Origin of the sequence: Streptomyces sp. NPDC047515 (assembly GCF_040643055.1) — a bacterium.
Lineage (GTDB): Bacteria > Actinomycetota > Actinomycetes > Streptomycetales > Streptomycetaceae > Streptomyces.
The window spans coordinates 1-16,699 of record NZ_JBEYTM010000031.1; the positions used below are offsets into that span (position 1 = coordinate 1).

Sequence of the window (16,699 nt, forward strand, 5' to 3'; positions counted from 1 at the left end):
TGCGTGCGATTCCAAGGCGCCGGGATGTCCTCGGATGGGGTCTCCCCTGCTCGAACGAAGCTGAGAGCTCGGGGATGGAGCTACCAGGGCATTTCAGCAACGCGGGAGGGGGTCCCCCCTGGCCCTTGAGGCCTTGGGGGAGTGCGTGCCAGGGCGTGGCCGCCCGATCAGAGGCCACCCGACAGGCTCTCAGCCGGCGGTCGGCGCGCCGGAGACGCGACGCTCGCCGCCGTTCCGCTCCTGCCACAACCGGTAGACGGCCACGGCGGCGTCCTGCGGATCGTGGCGCATCGGCAGCCGGCGCTCGGTGTAGTCCTTGGCGAACTCGTCGTAGAAGGTGGCGAGTTCGAAGTACTTGCGGTCGTCCACGTAGTGCGGCTCGTAGGCGTCCCGCGTGGCGAGGAAGACGACCTCGTCGGGGGAGCAGTAGTACAGCGACCCCAGACACATCGGGCAGGGATGGGCGAGCACGTAGATGGTGGTGCCGGTCAGGTGCTCGGTGCTGAGCTTCCTGCAGGCCTCACGGATGGCGAGGATCTCCGCGTGGGCGGTGGGATCAGAGGTCTGCGCGACCCTGTTGGGGCTTTCGGCGAGGATCTCGCCGTCCTTGACGATGACGGTGGCGAAGGGGCGCCCGCCCTCTTCGACGTTCTGGCGGGCGATGTCGATGGTGCGCTGGACGAAGTCCATACAGGTCCTCCGGGGGAATTCTGCGCCTGGCGGGCAGGCGGTTTCACAGGGGAAGGGAGAGGGCGGGCCGGAGACGGCCGTGGCGTGTGCGCCGGCCCGCCGTGGCCGTGCTGAAAACTCGTCAGAAGGGCTTGGTCGGCAGGTACTTGCCGTCGAGTGTGATGACGGCACGCTCGCCGCCCTCGGGGTCTGCGATCTTCTTCACGTCCAGCTTGAAGTTGATCGCGCTGATGATGCCGTCCCCGAACTGCTCGTGGACGAGGGCCTTGAGAGTGGTGCCGTAGACCTGGAGCATCTCGTAGAAGCGGTAGATGGTCGGGTCGGTCGGAATGCCGCCGGGGATCGATCCGCGGGTCGGGATGGTCTGCAGCAGCATCACCGCGTCGGCATCCAGGTCCAGCAGCTTCGCGACGGCCTTGGCGGCTTTCTCCGGAAGGGCGTGCTGGCCGAGGACGGCGGCGGTGACGAAGGCGACCGACAGGCCCGCGGCGTCGGCGATCTGCTGCCAGGTGAGGTCCTTGCGGGTCTTGGCCTCGACCGCGGTGGCGGCGAGGAGCTGGCGGGCGGTGGGGTCGAACTGGGCGTGTGTCATGAGGGGGATTCCTTTCTGCGGCACCGGCCCCGAGGTGTGGCCGGCAAGTTCAAAGGGGTGGCGGGTCAGGCCGGGGTCAGGGCGGCGTCGACCGTCTCCGTGGCGCCGCTCGCGATGTCGAACACCCAGCCGCGCAGGGTGAGCTCCCGGGCGGCCAGCGCACGGGCCACCGAGGGATGGGTGGCCAGGTTCTGCAGCTGCGCGGCCACGTTGGCCCGCACCAGAGCGTCCACCGCGGACGTGGCCGGTACGGCGGGACCGGCAGCGGCACGGGCGCGTGCGGCGTCCGCGTGTCGCAGCCAGCCCGCGATCACCGGCGCGGCGCTGAGGTCGTGGTCCTCGGCCAGCGCGGTCATGGCTCCGCACGCGGAGTGGCCGCACACGACGATGTCGCTCACGCCGAGCACGGTGACCGCGTACTCGATGCTCGCCGCGACCCCGTCCGGGACCGAAGCATGGGCCGGGACCAGATTGCCCGCGGTACGGATGACGAACAGCTCGCCCGGTTCGCTCTGCGTGATCAGCTCGGGGATCACGCGGGCGTCGGAACAGCCGATGAACAGCGTCCCCGGCCGGTGGGTCGTGGCCAGGCGGGCGAACAGACCCGCCTTGGCGGGAAAGACGTCGCGGCGGAAACGGGCGGGGCCGTCTGTGAGGTCGTGCATGATCACTCCCTTCGGTGGTTGCCGGCCCGACGGGCTGACGTACTTCACCATGCATGACCTTTACCTATAGTGTCCAAGACTCGTTATCCATCACATCTATTGATCACGTCTATGGCCTGTTGCGTGAAGCGTCCGTCAACGGCTCGGACGCTGATCGCCCCTCGGGCCGCGCCGCGCCGCGCCGCGCTGTGGTGTGCCGGGGTGCCGGGGTGCCGGGGTGGAGCGTCCGGAGGGCCGGCCGCCGGACACGGATGAGGGGTGCGGCGGGGCGCGGTACGGGCGGTCAGGGGTACGTGCGGGCCTTCACCTACGCGGTGGGAGTCGCGGTCAGGACTGCGCCGAACCGTCCTGGTCCCCGGCGGCGCCGGAGGACAGGTAGTGCATCGCGGAGGCGCGCGTGCCCGCCACGTGTGCGCGGGCCAGTTCTTCGGCCCGCGGCGCGTCGTGGTCGCGTATCGCTGTGTAGAGCCGCTCGTGCTCGCCGCACATCGGGTTACCGTCGTCGAGAGCGGAAGTGAGGCGGAACAGGCGCCGCAGGCGTGCGTCGAGGGGGCTCATCAGGTCCTGCAGCAGAGGGTTGCCGGACGCCTCGACGATCCGCCGGTGGAAGTCGGCGTTGTGGGCGACCGCCTCGCGCAGCCGGCCCGCTTCGGAGGCCTTGCGGCTGCGGGCCAGCAGCTGCTCCATGTCGCGCAGCTGGGCATCGGTGGCGCGGCGGGCAGCCAGGCCCGCGGCCAGGCCCTCCAGCTTTTCGCGTACGTCGAAGAGGTGCTCGGCGTCGTCCGTCCCGAAATCGGCGACCACCGAGCCGCGCCGGGGCTGAACGGTGAGGAACCCCTCCGACTCCAGCCGCTGCATCGCCTCCCGCAGCGGGATCCGGGACACGCCGAGTTCCTCGGCGAGTTCCCGCTCCACCAGCCGGTGCCCGGCCGGGTACTCGCCCTCGATGATCCGCTCGCGCAGCTCGGTGTAGACCCGGTCCCGCAGGGACTGATGGGTGTCGCCGATCGAGGTGCGGCGGTCGGGGCGACGGGTGGTCATGGGTGCGGCTCCATGCGCGGCTGGGCGGACCGGGGGCAAGCCCGGATGTCTCTGATCATCGCAGACCGGGAAAACCGATTCCCGACAACCATTGCTTGGTATTCGGTATACCAGCTAACTTGTCGATACCCGCCGCCCACCAGCATCTTCCCGGCCGCAGCCGGTGGTGAGGCATGGCGTGAGACGTACGAACAGTTGGAGGAACCGTGTCGCAGCATGCCGACACCCCGTCGTCGACCCTGCCCGCGCCGAGCGTCCTCGTGGACGCCGCCCTGGCCGATGGCCGCCGGGTCGACGTCTTCCTGAGCGACGGCCGCATCGCGGCCGTCGAGGACCACCGGGCGGCACCGCCCGGGGACTCCCGCACGGGAGGTGACACCGGGGCCGTCCGTCTCGACGGGGCCCTGTTGCTGCCCGCCCTGGTCGACGGGCATGCCCACCTGGACAAGACACTGTTCGGTGCGCCCTGGCAGCCGCACCGGACCACCGCCGGCCTGCGCGAGCAGATCGCCAATGAACGGGCCCTGCGCAAGGAGATCGGCGTCCCCGTGGCCGAACGTGCCACGGCCCTGGCCGAGCGCATGGTGGCGCTCGGCACCGGCCATGTCCGCTCGCACGTCGACATCGACCCGGACGTGCGACTGGAGAGCCTGCACGAACTCCTGGGCGTGCGCGAGCGGTTCCGCGACCGGCTCGGCATTCAACTGGTGGCCTTCCCGCAGAGCGGAGTGGTGACCGAACCGGGCGTCGCGGACCTGCTCGATGCCGCGCTCGCCGAGGGAGCCGACCTGATCGGCGGGCTCGACCCGGCGGGATTCGACGGCGACGTGAAGGGCCAGCTCGACATCGTCTTCCGGCTGGCCGAGCGCCATGGTGCGGGCATCGACATCCACCTGCACGACGGTGGCGAGACCGGTACCTTCCAGCTGCGCGCCATCGCCGAGCGCACCGCCGCGCTCGGGCTGGCAGGCACCGTCGCCGTGAGTCACGCCTACGCGCTCGGCGACGTCGACGACGCCGAACTCGACCGCACCGCCGACGCGTTGGCCGCAGCCGGGGTCGCGATCATGACCAACGGGCCGCGCCACTCCATGCCTCCCGTGCTGCGCCTGCGCGAACGCGGCGTGCGCGTCTTCGCCGGCTCCGACAACATCCGTGACTCCTGGTGGCCCTACGGCACCGCCGACATGCTCGAACGCGCCACCGTCATCGGCCTGCAGGGTGGCCTGATGAGCGATGACGAACTGCGGTACGCCGCTTCGCTGGTCACCGACGAAGCCGCCGCCGCACTGGGCCTGAACGGCTACGGCCTGGCGCCGGGGTGCCGTGCCGACCTGGTCGCGGTAGCGGCGGGCGAAGTGCCCGAGGTCGTCGCGGCCCACCCGCAGCGCCTGCTGGTGCTCCACGGCGGCAGCATCGTCGGCCCCGCACCGCACGCCGCCGCCCCGTCCGGTGGCGCCCCCGACCCGCGAGGAGAGCGATGAGAGTCCCACCGCGCCCGACGGCCGCCGTGAGCACGCCCGACACGGATGCACCCGCCCCCGCCGGTCCGGACGGGGTCACCGGCACGCGCCTCGCCGCCGGCCGGATCGGCACCTTCGACCTGGTCTTCTTCGTGGTCGCGGCCGCCGCCCCGCTCACCGTTCTGGCGGGCGTGGCTCCCTTCGCCATCGGGATCGGCGGCCCAGGGGCCCCGCTCGCCTACCTGATCTCCGGAGCGCTCCTGGTGCTCTTCGCCGCCGGATTCACCGCGATGAGTCTGTACGTACGCAACGCCGGCGCCTTCTACGCGTACGTGGCCCGTGGGCTGGGCCGCACGCTCGGTGTCGGCATCGCCTACGTGGCCGTCGTCTCCTACAACCTCATCACCCCCGGAGTCGCCGCCGCCTTCGGCTACTTCGCCGCCGGAGCGATCCACGACGCCACGGGAACCGACGTTCCCTGGTGGCCGCTCTCCGCCGTCTGCGTCCTCACGGTCGGAGTGCTGGGCTGGCTCAGGGTCACACTCAGCGCCAAGGTCCTCGGTATCGCCCTGGTGCTTGAGGTGCTCTCGCTGCTCGTCATGGACGGCGGCATCCTGGGCGAGCGCGGAACCGCCGCTCTCGACCTGGGCTCCTTCAATCCCACCACGCTCGTCGGCGGCGGAATCGCGGGCATGTTCGTGCTGGTCATCGGAGCCTTCACGGGATTCGAAGCGACCGCGATCTACGCCGAGGAGGCCCGCGACCCACGCCGCACCGTACCGCGGGCCACCTTCATCGCCATCGGCTTCCTCGCACTCTTCTACGCGGCGGGTGTCTGGCTGCTCATGGGCGCCTTCGGTACGGACGAGGCCGTGACGATGGCCCGCGCCGCGGCCGGCCCCGATCTCACGTTCCGGGCAGGGGAGACGTTCGTGGGAGCGTGGCTGTCCGACACCATGCACGCGCTCATCGTCGTCAGCGCCTTCGCCGCCGCGCTCGCCTTCCACAACGCCGCCGCCCGCTACCTCTACGCGCTCGGCCGTGAAGGACTCCTGCCCCGACACCTCGGCAGGGTCTCCGCGCGGCAGGGGTCGCCGAGCGGAGCGGTGATCGCCCAGACCGTCTTCAATCTGCTGGTCGTCCTGGCAGGCGCCGCACTGGCCGCCGACCCCTACACCGTGGTCTTCCTGTGGACCAACAGCACCGCGGTCCTGGGCATCATGCTCATGCAGGCCATGGCCGCGCTCGCTGTCTGGGCCTTCTTCCGCCGGGACCGGCGCGGCATGTCCGCGGCCCGGGTGGCCTGGGCGCCGCTCGTATCGTTCGCCGGACTCGCCGTGCTGACGGTCCTGGCCGTCTTCCACTTCGATCTGCTGACCGGTGAGACGGGAATGACGAACGTCGCGCTTCTGGCGCCGCTGCCCCTGGCCCTGGTGTCCGGCCTCTGCGTCGCGCTGCGCATCCGCCGGAACGATCCTCACCGGTACGCGTCACTGACCACCACCGACGTGGAGAAGGACTGACACGCGGGACGGGGCGGCCGGGGCGGCGTTCCCACGCCGCCCCGGCGCCCGGCGACAGGGTGCTCGCGGTGGGATCGCGTGACATGCCGGGCCATCGCCTGCGCCACTCCCGCCGGGAGCCTCCCGATTAGTCGCACGGGCAAGCGGGCAGGGGGCGGCCGTAGAGGGCAGTCGGGTCGTCCCGGCAACGGCGGCGTCCATAGGTCGCGTAGTGCGATTTCGGGAGTATCGATCGACCCGAACTATAATCCGGACATGGGTCCCGAACTGCGCCACCTCCGCTACCTGATCGCGGTGGCCGAACACGGCAACTTCACGCGCGCCGCGGAAGACCTGCGTATCTCACAGCCGACGCTGTCGCAGCAGATCAAGCAGCTGGAGCGCGTCGTCGGCGTCCAGCTGCTCGACCGCAGCGGCCGCAGCGTCCGCCTGACCGACGCGGGCGAGGTCTATACGCGACACGCGCGGCGCGCACTGCGGGAGCTGGCCGCGGCCGACCGCGCGGTACTCGATGTCGCCGACCTGTCCCGCGGTCATCTGCGCCTCGCGACGACGCCGACGTTCACCGCCTATCTCATCGGTCCTCTCGCGCAGGGGCTGCACACCCGCTACCCCGGTATCACGCTGGAAGTACGGGAGATGACCCAGGACCGCATCGAGGCGAGCCTGCTGGCCGACGAACTGGACCTCGGCATCGCCTTCGCTGGATCCCATCCGCCCGGGATCGTCGCGACCGCGCTCTTCACCGAGACGCTCAGCCTGGTCGTCACCGCGCAGCGCACCGGATCGCGCGGCGAGCGGCCGTTGCCGGTGCGCGAACTCGCCGACCAGCAACTCGCCTTGCTCAGCAGCGACTTCGCCACCCGTGGCCATATCGACAGCTACTTCGCCGATCATCACGTCAGCCCGCCGATCGCCGTGGAGGCCAACAGCATCCAGGCCCTCACGGAGATCGTGCGGCGCACCGGGCTGCTGGCCACCGTTCTTCCTGACGCCATCACCGACGATCACTTCCACCTCACCCCCATTCCGGTCGACCCTCCTCTGCCCACCCGCGTCGCCACCCTGCTGCGACGGGAGAGCGGCTATGAGAGCGCCGCCGCCCGCGCGTTCACCCGGCTGGCGCACGACCTGGTGCGGGAGCGTGGCTACGCGCCGGCCTGAGGACTCGCGCCATGTCGGCGCCTCATGACGTCGCGCTCGCACTCGCGGCGGGTGGCGAGCCGGCGTTATCCAGCCGCTGAACACTGACGCCTCGCCTTGCGCAGCGCCGCACGGCGTGCGGCTCGGACTCCCCGTGCGGTTCCAGCCCGGCTCACCCCCGCTCCACCAGCCGCGCGGTCACGGACATGGCCATGCGCAGCGCACTGTCGCGGTCCGCCCCGCCCTGGCCGAGGACCACGCGGGTGCTCAACCCGTCGAGCAGGGCCAGAAGTTCCAAAGCGCGGGTCTTCGTATCCAGGTCCGCGACGAAGCGGCCCTTCCGTACGCCCTTGGCGAGGAGTGATTCGAGGTCGTCCTGCCAGCCGCGGTCGATCTCGGCCTGGGCCTGACGCAGCGGCTCGTTCGACGCCGTGCGCGCCCACAGCTCGATCCACAGCGTCCAACGCGGGTCGCGCGGTCCACGGGGAAGATACAGCTCCAGGAAGAGTTCGAGCTTGCGCTCGATGCCGACCCGCCTGGTCAGCAACGCCCGGCGTTCATCGGTGAGCGCGTTCTCGCTCCACCGCAGCGCCTCCAGGAGCAGCAGGTCCTTGCTGCCGAAGTAGTAGAGGATGTGGCCGCCGCTGGTGCCGAGCCGCCTGGCGAGCGCCGACATGGTGAGCCTGGCCAGGCCGTCCTCGGCGATGGCGGCCATCGCCTCCTCCAGCATCCGCTCCCGGGCCAGGTGCCCGTCACGCCGTCGCGCCGTCGTTGTCACGCCGCGCCTCCTCCTCCGTGTGCCCGGTGACGACCTTAGTGGCCGATCTTCGCAGAGGTCTTGACGAGGTGGCTGGAACGCATCTTGAATGCCGTTCTAACTTCTAGAACGACATTCAAAGTGAGACGCCCGGCTGCCGGGCCACGCATGGACGAGGGGCGGGGCGTATGACGCAACAGGACACGACCACGAGGGCGCCGGGTGGGACAGCGGGCGCCGCCGATCAGGTCTTCCAGGTCGAGACCCACGGCATCGACCCGATTCCCGACGAGGAGCGTCACGGCAGCGCGAAGGACCTGTTCTGGCTCTGGTTCGGGTCCAACCTCACCTTCACCTATGTCATCAACGGTGCTCTGGCCGTCGCTTTCGGCCTGTCCTTCTGGCAGGCGACCGCTGTCGTGGTCATCGGTGGCCTGTCGTTCTTCGCCATCAGCGCGGCCGGGCTGAGCGGCGTCCGCACCGGCACCGCCACCCTGGTCATCTCCCGCGCCCCCTTCGGCGTGCGCGGCAACTGGCCTGCCGGAATGCTCAATTGGGTGGTCAGCATCGGCTACACGATCCTCAACACCGTCGTCGGCACGCTCGCCCTCGAAGCGTTCTTCGCGGACACAGGAGTGGGATCCGGCCGCACCGGGCGGGCCCTCGCGCTGCTGATCACACTCGCGTTGACCTTCGTCGTCGCGCTGTGGGGCCATGCCACCGTCCAGTTCGCAGAGCGCTGGATCGCGTACGTTCTCGCCGTCGGCTTCGCCGCGCTACTGGTGTTCCTGCTGCCGGGCGCCGATACGGCCGCAGCGGCCGTCTCTCCCGGGGCGTCCGGGTGGAGCCTGGCATTCGTCGTGATGCTGGCCGGGCCGTTCAGCTACGTTCCGATGCCCGCCGACTACACGCGCTACCTCCCGAGGACGACCTCGATGCGGTCGCTCACCTGGTACGGCGCCCTCGGTGGTTTCGTGTCGTCGGCCGCCCTGGGCATCGCCGGGGTGGCCGCCGCCACACAGACGGACATGACCGACGCCGTGGCCGGCACGGAACGGCTGCTGCCCGGATGGTTCCGGACGCTCTTCCTCGCCCTCGTCCTCGGCGGCTCGGTCACCAACTCGATCGTCACCCTGTACTCGTCGAGCCTGAACCTTCAGGTGCTCGGCGTCCCCTGGAGCCGTTCCAAGGCCATCATCATCAGTGCGGGCGTCACCGCCGCGGGCTCTCTCTGCGCTCTGTTCCTCACCGACTTCACCAGCTCGCTGTTGTCCTTCCTCTCGCTGTTGATCATCGTGTTCGCGCCCTGGGGCGGGGTGTTCCTCACGGACATGCTGATGCGCCGCTGCCACTACGACGGACCCGCTCTGCACGCCGGACCGGACGGTGCCTACTGGTACCGGTCCGGCTTCCACCCCGCCGGTGCGGCCGCGCTCCTGGCCGGCATGGTCTTCGCCGCGCTCACCTGCGACTCCGAGCTCTGGACCGGCCCGCTGGTGGCGCCGCTGGGCGGCGCCGATCTGACCCTGCTCGGCTCACTCGTCTCCGGGCTCGTGTACTGGGTGCTCGCCCGACGGACCGTGGCGCCGCACACCGACCTTTCCTGAACGGCCGCTGCGCGACGCCCGCATCGGGCCCGCGCGGCACGGCCCCACCGAAACACCCGCACCAGTAGGAGTCACCTCACATGGCCATGGCCGCCCACCTCGTCCTGCGCAACGCCCGTATCCACACCGTCGACCCGGCGCTTCCCGAGGCGCAGGCGATGGCGGTGGTCGACGGCCGCATCGCCTGGCTCGGTCCCGACGAGGACGCACCGGGATGGACGGGGCCGGACACCCGGGTGATCGACGCCGGCGGGAAACTGGTCCTGCCCGGGTTCATCGACGCCCACAACCACGTCCGGCTCGGCTCGGACGACGCCTGCGTCCAGCTTTCCGGAGCCCGTACGCTCGACGAGGTCCACGCCCGCATCCGGGCCTGGCGTACGGCCCACCCCGGCGCCGAGTGGATCGAGGCGGAAGCCTTCGACTACTCGGCCATCCCGGACGGCCGGATGCCGACCGCCGCCGATCTCGACCCCGTCACGGGTGACGTCCCCGCCTTCGTGCTGAGCTACGACGTGCACACCGCCTGGGTCAACACCGCGGCCCTGCGCCGTCTCGGCATCGACCGCGACCACACCCGTCTGCCCTTCGGCGAAGCCGCCACCGACCCGGCCACGGGGGAGCCCACCGGCTTCATCACGGACTTCGCCGTCAAGGGCCTCTCCCGCGACGGCCACCGTGCCCTGCGGACGCTCGGTCTGCCGTGGGCCTCGGCTGACCGTCAGTACGGACGCCTCAGCAAGTCCCTGGACGACGCCATCGGCTTCGGCATCACCACTGTGGTCGAACCCCAGAACTCGCTGGACGACCTGGCCCTCTTCACACGCGCACGTGCCGAGGGCCGGCTCAGGTCCCGGATCGTCGCGGCCCTCTTCCACCCGCGCGGAACCTCGGACTCCGACCTCGACGACTTCGCCGCCGCCGCCCACCGGTACGCCGACGACCGGATACGGGTCGGACCGCTCAAGCTCTACATCGACGACGTCGTCGAGCCGCGTACCGCGGCCCTCCTCGAACCGTATGCGGGCTGCCGGCACCACAGCGGCGACACCTTCTACCCGCCCGAGGAGTTCGCGAGCCTGCTGACGAAGCTCGACGCCCGTGGCTTCCAGTGCTTCGTCCACGCCACCGGCGACAGGGGGATCCGTACCGTCCTCGACGCCGTCGAGCACGCCCGCGCGGTCAACGGATCGAGGGACGCCCGCCATCAGATCGTCCACGTCGAGTGCCTCGACCCCGACGACACGCCGCGCTTCGCCGAACTGGGCGTGGTCGCGTGCATGCAGCCCCGCCACAGCGCCCCGGAGGTCGCGGGACCCGGCAAGGACTGGGCGCAGAACATCGGTGCCGACCGCTGGCACAAGGCATGGCCCCTGCGCAGCCTGCACATTGCGGGGGCCGTGCTCGCGCTCTCCAGCGACTGGAACGTGGCCGAGATGGACCCGATGATCGGCATCTACACGGCCGTCACACGGCGGCCCCTCGGCGGCGGGGAGCCCTGGATGCCGGGGGAGACGATCAGCGTGGAGGCCGCGGTCCACGGTTACACGATGGGCTCGGCATACGCCAACTTCCTTGAGGGCGACCGCGGTTCGCTGACGGTCGGCAAGGCCGCCGATTTCGTGGTGCTCTCCCGCGACATCCTGCGCGCGGCGCCGGAGGACATCCCCGGCACAGTGGCGGAGACCGTCGTCGTCGCGGGCCTCGTGGAGCACAGCGGCTGACCACCGGCCACGCCGGAACAGTGCCCGGCGGGACTCCGCGGCGCCAGGAGCGGCGCCGCGCAACGCCGGGATCGAGAGCCGGACCGGACCGGCGTCCGCGGCAAAAAGCAGCGGTCCGTCGGAGGCGATCGCCGCGGCTCTGTCCCGTCCGGGGCATGACCTGTCCGCATCGCGCGGACCGGTCATGCCCCGGACGGTTCTCCGCTCAACGGTTCTCCGCTCAGCGGCTCGCCGTCGCAGCGGCTGCCGCCAGGTCGCGATGGACGAGGCGGGCCGCCCCCTCGACCGTGGCGACGCCGTAGTCCATGGTGCGGTTGCCGGTCGAGAGGATGACCATGCCGTAGTCGTGACCGCCGCCGGTGAAGGCGCCCACGCTGTTCACCCGCCATCCGCCGGTGTCGCGCGGAAGCCAGCCGTTCTTGACGTGCACGGTCGCCGTGGCGGGCGATCCGGCAGGCACCCCCCATCTCTGACCTGCGACGACGTGATTCATCAGCCCGAGCGCGTAGCTGCGCGAGGAGGGCGCGAGCACTGCGTTCTCCGTCGTCGTCAGCAGCTGCATCAGCCGGAGCTGGTCGCCCGCGGTGATCTGGGTGAGGCCCCAGCTCCGCCCCGTACCGGGAACGGTGTGGTCCATGTGGGCCAGCGCGAGGAACTTCGTGAAGCCGGCGGAACCGATCTGCTCCCAGAGGGCGGAGGTCGCGTCGTTGTCCGACGTGGTGATCATGGCGGTGGTCAGTTCCACCTCACGCGAAGTCAGCTTCCGCTGTTCCTCCTCGGCCTGCCGCAGCAGTGCGCCGAGCACCGATACCTTGACCACGCTGGCGGAGTCGAAATGTGTGTCGGCCTTGAGTCCGCAGGTGGTTGCGCTGGCCCGGTCGTACAGGGCCAGCGACGATGTGCCCTGCCGCCCGTCCAGGGCACCGGCGATGTCGTGGGACAGCTGGGCGGCCAGGCCGGGCTTCTTCGAGGTGCAGACGACCTTCGAACCACCCGCCGAGGCGCTGACGGTGTCGGCCGAGGCCGGGGTTGCCATGGTGCACACGGTGAGCAGCGAGGTCGCGGCGAGGGCAGTGGCCAGACCGCGCCGCGAGCCGGTCATTACGCGTGATCCATACATGAGGGCTGTGTCCTGTCTCGCCGTGTGTCTTGGGTCGTGTCGCCGGACCCGCGGTCGGCTGCGAGCCGGGCCACTGAGGTGTCTGGTCACCATCGCTCAGTGACATGGGCTGCAGCGGGTCGCCCGCTCAGGCAACTGTTCGGGCCGCGGAGAACCATCGATGAGCGGGAGACGGGGCTCGGTCAAACCGGGTCGAATCCCAATTCGTAGGACACGGTGACCATACGGGGCCCGGAGATGAGAGCCCGTGATTTTCAGGGCGAAATGCCCGATATGTAGGTTTTGTCGAAGTGTGATGTTCGCCAAGTCTGTCCTGGCGCGTATTGCGTGATCCGTTGCTGCGCGTGTCCACTCCTGAGCGGGAGCAAGCTCCGGGGTGCGGGGACGACTCGTGCGGGCGGCCGAAGAGGGGCGGGTGGCTCGTGTGCCGTGTCAATGAGCCGGGGCGGCGCCTGCTCATCTCCCTGCGTCCGTAGGTGAGACGTTCCGCCTACAGCTCCGGCTCGCCCCATGAGCCGACGATCGCTCGGTCGCCCACGGACAGTTTTCCGGGCCGAAGCACGGCGAACTTCGTACCGAAGGCGACTCCTCCTTCGGCCGCCCGCCGGTAACCGGCGAGCGTGCGGAGCGGCTCGGGGCCCGCCTTTGCGCCAACGGTCTGGTCGACGACCGTGACGACGCAGCGGATGGCCGGTTTGGCGTAGCCCAACTCCGCGTCGCCCATGGTGATGTGGCGTGCCCGATCCTCGACGTGGGGCTCGTCCCAGCCTTCGATGACGATGTTCGGGCGAAAACGGTCCATGGGCGGCGGCGCGCTGCCTCGTTCGGCCATCCGTTCGTTGAGCAGGTCCAGAGAGGACCGGGAGAGGAGGTGTATGGCACAGCTGTCGGCGTAGCCGGAGGTGCCGGGCGTCCGGCCATCGGTTACCCGGTCGTGCTCCGGCGGCACACGCACCAGCCGGGCCGGCGCACCGAGGAACTCCGACAGCCATCCGGCGGCCTCGTCGCCCTGGTCGATGCCCTTGTGCGGGGTCCCGAACAACTCCACGTCCCGGCGCGCGCCGGAGATGTCGACATCGATGATCAGCCGGCCCAGGCCGGGGCCGCGCAAGGTGAGGCGCCCGCCGTCAGCGCTGATCTCCGGGCGGATCAGAGCCAGTTGAGGATGGCGGCGTTGACTGCGGAACACGCCGTCTGCGCCGGTGACCATGAAACTCCGGTCGTGGGCAAGCCCCGCGGGCGTCAGCGTCGCATCGTCCACCGAGATGCCGGCGCACCCCTTGATGGGGTAGTACGACAGTGCGGCGATCCTGGCCACGCTTCCCCCTCCGTCGTTTTCGGGGCTGCTGACGGCCCTCTGGCCCGACAGCATGCCGCGATCACGAGCCTACTCGTCCCACGGTCCGCGCCGCCGGGCGGATCCGACGGTCCGGCCCGGCCTCGAGTCGGACCGCAGCTCCTCCAAATGCGTTTCCGTCTCCTTGAGTTGGTACAGCTCGGGCAGGGAGACCTTGATCGGGTCTTGCGTGGTCCGTGCGATCACGACGACCACGGGCTCGTTCGGATCGGGGTTCCCTCGCGATGCGGGACGAACGGGGGGACAAGCAGGAAGTCGCCGGGATCCGCGGTGACCCGTACCTCTTGCGTGCCGTGGTGGAACACCGCACCCGTGGCCGCGGGAGTTCACCGAGCGGGCGGCACGAATGCCATCAGCGTGATGCGGACGCGTACACGTCTCGCACATTGTCCCTGGGCTTCGGCCTGGTCCGGCCGCACGGGCCCGCGGCGAAGGCGTGCAGCAGATTCTCCGTGGCACGGGTGACGAGAGCCCCCGTACGGGCATCCATGCCGTGGTTGCGCCCGTTCTCCTGGGTCCCCGCCATCAGGGCCTCGACCCATCTCATCGTTCCCGAGGCGAAGACCCCCGCTCCGCTCGGGACGGTGTAGTAGGCGGAGTCGGCGTGGCTGTGCGTGCCGTTGCAGACGAGAGGGGAATGGGCGATCACTTCGAGCGGCGCCGGGGTGGGCATGTCCGGTACGACCCGGTCGTACTCCACCCCGACCAGGTGGTCGAAGGAGTCGCCCCGCTTCACGCCGGTTCTCTCGAAGATCCAGTGGTCGCTGCCGTGGACGACATACGGGGCGTCCACGGGGTAGCCCTCGTAGAGGACACCGGTCAGGGAGGACTCGGGGGAGGCTCCGGGAGGCCGACGGAAGTCGTTGGTCGGCATGTCCGGGTGGCGGGCGAGGTACGGATCATCGCGGTAGTCGGTCTTGTAGCAGACGACGGTGCGGTCGGCTCCGGAGGCGTCCGGCTCCAGCCTGATCCGGCGGAAACAGGCGTTGGCGCCGAGGAAGGCCACATTGGTGCCCGCGTCACGGGCCCGGGTGACATGGGCCCGCTGCTGCGGCGTCCAGTACTCGTCGTGCCCCAGCGAGAGAGCCGCGGCGGCGCCCTGGAGAATGCCGGGGTCGCGGTGCACGTCCGTTCCCGTGGTGTAGGCGAGCGGGATGCCCAGCCTCTCCGCCAGGACCACCACCGCCCGTTCGTAGACCATGAACTTCTCCGCGCCGTTGCCGTCATAGGGGCGGTCGAAACCGACAGCGAGCGACCGCGTGCCGTAGGCACCGTTCTCGCCCTGGTAAAGGCTGTAGCCGCCCCACACGTTGTACGCCTGCCATGTCGCCACGGCGTGCATCAGCACGGTTCTGCCCGCCGCGCTCGCGGAGCGGACGATCAGTGGCACATAGCGCTGGTGGCCGTTGTCCGCGTCCAGCCGAAGCAGGTACGCACCCTCCGGCCAGCCGTCGGCGCGGACCCGGAGCGAACGCCGCCAGTCCGCCTGTACGGTGCGGGTGGCCGGGAGGATGCGGGGGCGGGCCTGGACGGACCCGGTGGCGCGGTGCGAGCGCCAGACCAGCCGTGCCTGGGCCCCGTCGTACCAGCCGACGCGGTAGGCCGAGACCCGGAATGCGGGGGCGGTGGTGGAGACGTACAGGCCGAACTCCTCACCCGGCAACACGCTCACCTTGTCCGTATAGCCCTCGACGGCTCCGGGCGGCCCCACCGAACGGACACGCCAGTCCGAATTGCCCGCCCGGGTCCTCTCCGCGTTCTCGGCGGCGCGGGTCGCGCCGGGCGGGGCGGACCCGGTGCCGGTCCCCCCGCTCGCGGAGGAGTGGCAGCCGGCCACCGCCATGCCGCCCGCCATCGCTCCGCCCGCCGCCGCGGCAGCGAGGAAGTGCCTGCGGTCCAGGCGGCCGGGGAGCCCGGAGCTCTGCGCCTCGCCATGCTTCATATCGCCCGCCAACCCGTTCCGCAGTGCCGTCACGGGCCATCGTCACCCGCCATCCGCCCGGCGACGAGCCGGGACGAGCCGAATCGGGGACGGGGCGCGCCGTCCGGGCCCCTCCGGCGTTCTCGCCGCCCAGTCGGCCGGACCCCGCGGACGTCCTGCCCCACCCTGCGGGCCTGCGGCGTCCGCACCTCCCGTGATGTGCGCGGGTCCCCGGTCAGTGCCGGGGACCGTTCCTGTCGCCTCGACGGATCCAGTGCGCCCGCCGCTGGTAGCGGGCGACCGGCGGGGTGACCGGGGGAGCGGGCGGTGGCGCGGACGCGTCGAGGGGCGCGGCCGCACCGGCCGGGGCGGGGGTGTCGCCGGGCGGGCGGAGCCCCTCCGCCGAATACCGCGTCGTCGCGATGCTCTCCACGAGTTGTGCTTCGGTGAAGTTCTCCGAGCCGGGCACATGGGGTACGAAGCCGATGAGCACACCGTCGCTGACGATCTCCGCGTCGAGCCCCGAGGCCCCGTCGACGTCCCACAGAGCCTCGATTCCCTCGTCGAGGACGACGCGGATCCCGAACTCGTAGACACCCGCCTCCACGAGGTGGGCCATCACATTACGGGCACGGAGCGCCGACACCAGACGGTCGGCACGTTCCGAATCCATACCGGGGGCACCTCCTTCACACTCGGAGAGAGGCAGCGCCCCTTCCTGGGGCGCTGCCTCCCTCACCCGGTTCAGCAGCGGGAGAGCGAAACAGGGGGCGTGCGGACCCTTGCCGGTCGGCCCCCGCAGGCCCGCTGTCGAACGGGCGCCACCTCTGTCAGCCCTCGACGTCCTCCGCCAGGCGCTCGCCCTCCGCCTGTGACGGCTGGGTACGCATCGTGGCGGGATGCCGCTCCTCGGACGGATCCACGTCCTCTTCGAGCCTCTCGCCCTCGGCCTGGGACGGAGTCGGGTACATGTCGTTCTCGCTCATGACCGCCTCCACGGTGGGATCGTTTGCCCACAAACCGAGCCTAACGCCTCGTTCGGTGGGAGGCTCGGGCTGTGCGCACCGTTCATTCCGTGAGCGCGCGGACGCATCTG

Annotated in this window: 15 protein-coding genes and 1 pseudogene; 5 read left to right on the plus strand and 11 right to left on the minus strand. The window is 70.5% G+C overall.

Going from position 1 to position 16,699, the window contains the following annotated elements; genetic code table 11:
- Positions 1 to 189: 189 nt before the first annotated feature.
- The 4 genes from ABZ826_RS24020 to ABZ826_RS24035 form a co-directional block, all read right to left on the minus strand.
- Positions 190 to 690, minus strand: coding sequence for a nucleoside deaminase (locus ABZ826_RS24020; protein WP_361451818.1), 501 nt, complete (start codon positions 688 to 690; stop codon positions 190 to 192).
- A gap of 121 nt (positions 691 to 811) precedes the next feature.
- A complete protein-coding gene (gene cynS, locus ABZ826_RS24025; RefSeq protein WP_361451821.1) occupies positions 812 to 1,282 on the minus strand; it encodes a cyanase in 471 nt (156 codons plus the stop codon).
- 65 nt (positions 1,283 to 1,347) lie between these two features.
- On the minus strand, positions 1,348 to 1,947 hold the full coding sequence (locus tag ABZ826_RS24030; protein WP_361451824.1) for a carbonic anhydrase: 600 nt from the start codon (positions 1,945 to 1,947) through the stop codon (positions 1,348 to 1,350).
- A 327-nt stretch (positions 1,948 to 2,274) separates the two neighbouring features.
- Positions 2,275 to 2,988 carry a GntR family transcriptional regulator gene (locus ABZ826_RS24035; RefSeq protein ID WP_361451827.1) on the minus strand — a complete coding sequence of 238 codons (714 nt, stop codon included), beginning with the start codon at positions 2,986 to 2,988 and terminating at the stop codon, positions 2,275 to 2,277.
- Between the two features lie 206 nt (positions 2,989 to 3,194).
- Here ABZ826_RS24035 and ABZ826_RS24040 point away from each other — a divergent pair, with 206 nt between their 5' ends.
- The 3 genes from ABZ826_RS24040 (at position 3,195) to cynR (ending at position 7,138) form a co-directional block, all read left to right on the plus strand.
- The gene (locus tag ABZ826_RS24040) at positions 3,195 to 4,472 is read left to right on the plus strand and encodes an amidohydrolase family protein (RefSeq protein WP_361451830.1); all 1,278 of its coding nucleotides are present in this window, start codon (positions 3,195 to 3,197) and stop codon (positions 4,470 to 4,472) included.
- Positions 4,469 to 5,974: an APC family permease gene (locus ABZ826_RS24045; RefSeq protein ID WP_361451833.1), complete on the plus strand. Its 1,506-nt coding sequence runs from the start codon at positions 4,469 to 4,471 to the stop codon at positions 5,972 to 5,974. The genes ABZ826_RS24040 and ABZ826_RS24045 overlap by 4 nt, the downstream gene beginning before the upstream one ends.
- Before the next feature lie 255 nt (positions 5,975 to 6,229).
- Positions 6,230 to 7,138, plus strand: a complete 909-nt coding sequence (gene cynR / locus ABZ826_RS24050) for a transcriptional regulator CynR (protein ID WP_361451836.1) — start codon at positions 6,230 to 6,232, stop codon at positions 7,136 to 7,138.
- A gap of 151 nt (positions 7,139 to 7,289) precedes the next feature.
- On the opposite strand, the gene ABZ826_RS24055 is transcribed toward cynR, so the two are convergent.
- Positions 7,290 to 7,895: a TetR/AcrR family transcriptional regulator gene (locus tag ABZ826_RS24055; RefSeq protein WP_361451839.1), complete on the minus strand. Its 606-nt coding sequence runs from the start codon at positions 7,893 to 7,895 to the stop codon at positions 7,290 to 7,292.
- A gap of 167 nt (positions 7,896 to 8,062) precedes the next feature.
- On the opposite strand from ABZ826_RS24055, the gene ABZ826_RS24060 reads away from it, so the two are divergent.
- Complete coding sequence (locus ABZ826_RS24060; protein WP_361451842.1) at positions 8,063 to 9,481, plus strand: cytosine permease; 1,419 nt, start codon at positions 8,063 to 8,065, stop codon at positions 9,479 to 9,481.
- 80 nt (positions 9,482 to 9,561) lie between these two features.
- Positions 9,562 to 11,205, plus strand: a complete 1,644-nt coding sequence (locus ABZ826_RS24065) for an amidohydrolase (protein WP_361451845.1) — start codon at positions 9,562 to 9,564, stop codon at positions 11,203 to 11,205.
- A 220-nt stretch (positions 11,206 to 11,425) separates the two neighbouring features.
- On the opposite strand, the gene ABZ826_RS24070 is transcribed toward ABZ826_RS24065, so the two are convergent.
- The 6 genes and pseudogenes from ABZ826_RS24070 to ABZ826_RS24095 form a co-directional block, all read right to left on the minus strand.
- Positions 11,426 to 12,307, minus strand: coding sequence for a serine hydrolase (locus tag ABZ826_RS24070; protein WP_361451848.1), 882 nt, complete (start codon positions 12,305 to 12,307; stop codon positions 11,426 to 11,428).
- A 508-nt stretch (positions 12,308 to 12,815) separates the two neighbouring features.
- Positions 12,816 to 13,643, minus strand: coding sequence for an MOSC N-terminal beta barrel domain-containing protein (locus ABZ826_RS24075; RefSeq protein WP_361451851.1), 828 nt, complete (start codon positions 13,641 to 13,643; stop codon positions 12,816 to 12,818).
- Positions 13,644 to 13,808: 165 nt separating this feature from the next.
- Positions 13,809 to 13,978 (minus strand): annotated as a pseudogene (locus ABZ826_RS24080) (cupin); the annotation flags it as partial.
- Positions 13,979 to 14,034: 56 nt separating this feature from the next.
- Positions 14,035 to 15,624 (minus strand): N,N-dimethylformamidase beta subunit family domain-containing protein, encoded by a 1,590-nt coding sequence (locus tag ABZ826_RS24085; RefSeq protein WP_361451854.1) that lies wholly within the window; start codon positions 15,622 to 15,624, stop codon positions 14,035 to 14,037.
- A gap of 214 nt (positions 15,625 to 15,838) precedes the next feature.
- Positions 15,839 to 16,276, minus strand: a complete 438-nt coding sequence (locus ABZ826_RS24090; protein WP_361451857.1) for a hypothetical protein — start codon at positions 16,274 to 16,276, stop codon at positions 15,839 to 15,841.
- A 157-nt stretch (positions 16,277 to 16,433) separates the two neighbouring features.
- Positions 16,434 to 16,589, minus strand: coding sequence for a hypothetical protein (locus ABZ826_RS24095; RefSeq protein ID WP_361451860.1), 156 nt, complete (start codon positions 16,587 to 16,589; stop codon positions 16,434 to 16,436).
- Between the last annotated feature and the right edge of the window lie 110 nt (positions 16,590 to 16,699).

What these genes read in the sequence shown, in the direction of transcription:
- ABZ826_RS24020 (WP_361451818.1), bottom strand. Translation starts at nt 690, where the DNA reads ATGGACTTCGTCCAGCGCACCATCGACATCGCCCGCCAGAACGTCGAA.
- cynS (WP_361451821.1), bottom strand. Translation starts at nt 1,282, where the DNA reads ATGACACACGCCCAGTTCGACCCCACCGCCCGCCAGCTCCTCGCCGCC.
- ABZ826_RS24030 (WP_361451824.1), bottom strand. Translation starts at nt 1,947, where the DNA reads ATGCACGACCTCACAGACGGCCCCGCCCGTTTCCGCCGCGACGTCTTT.
- ABZ826_RS24035 (WP_361451827.1), bottom strand. Translation starts at nt 2,988, where the DNA reads ATGACCACCCGTCGCCCCGACCGCCGCACCTCGATCGGCGACACCCAT.
- ABZ826_RS24045 (WP_361451833.1), top strand. Translation starts at nt 4,469, where the DNA reads ATGAGAGTCCCACCGCGCCCGACGGCCGCCGTGAGCACGCCCGACACG.
- cynR (WP_361451836.1), top strand. Translation starts at nt 6,230, where the DNA reads ATGGGTCCCGAACTGCGCCACCTCCGCTACCTGATCGCGGTGGCCGAA.
- ABZ826_RS24060 (WP_361451842.1), top strand. Translation starts at nt 8,063, where the DNA reads ATGACGCAACAGGACACGACCACGAGGGCGCCGGGTGGGACAGCGGGC.
- ABZ826_RS24065 (WP_361451845.1), top strand. Translation starts at nt 9,562, where the DNA reads ATGGCCATGGCCGCCCACCTCGTCCTGCGCAACGCCCGTATCCACACC.
- ABZ826_RS24070 (WP_361451848.1), bottom strand. Translation starts at nt 12,307, where the DNA reads ATGACCGGCTCGCGGCGCGGTCTGGCCACTGCCCTCGCCGCGACCTCG.
- ABZ826_RS24085 (WP_361451854.1), bottom strand. Translation starts at nt 15,624, where the DNA reads ATGAAGCATGGCGAGGCGCAGAGCTCCGGGCTCCCCGGCCGCCTGGAC.
- ABZ826_RS24090 (WP_361451857.1), bottom strand. Translation starts at nt 16,276, where the DNA reads ATGGATTCGGAACGTGCCGACCGTCTGGTGTCGGCGCTCCGTGCCCGT.
- ABZ826_RS24095 (WP_361451860.1), bottom strand. Translation starts at nt 16,589, where the DNA reads ATGAGCGAGAACGACATGTACCCGACTCCGTCCCAGGCCGAGGGCGAG.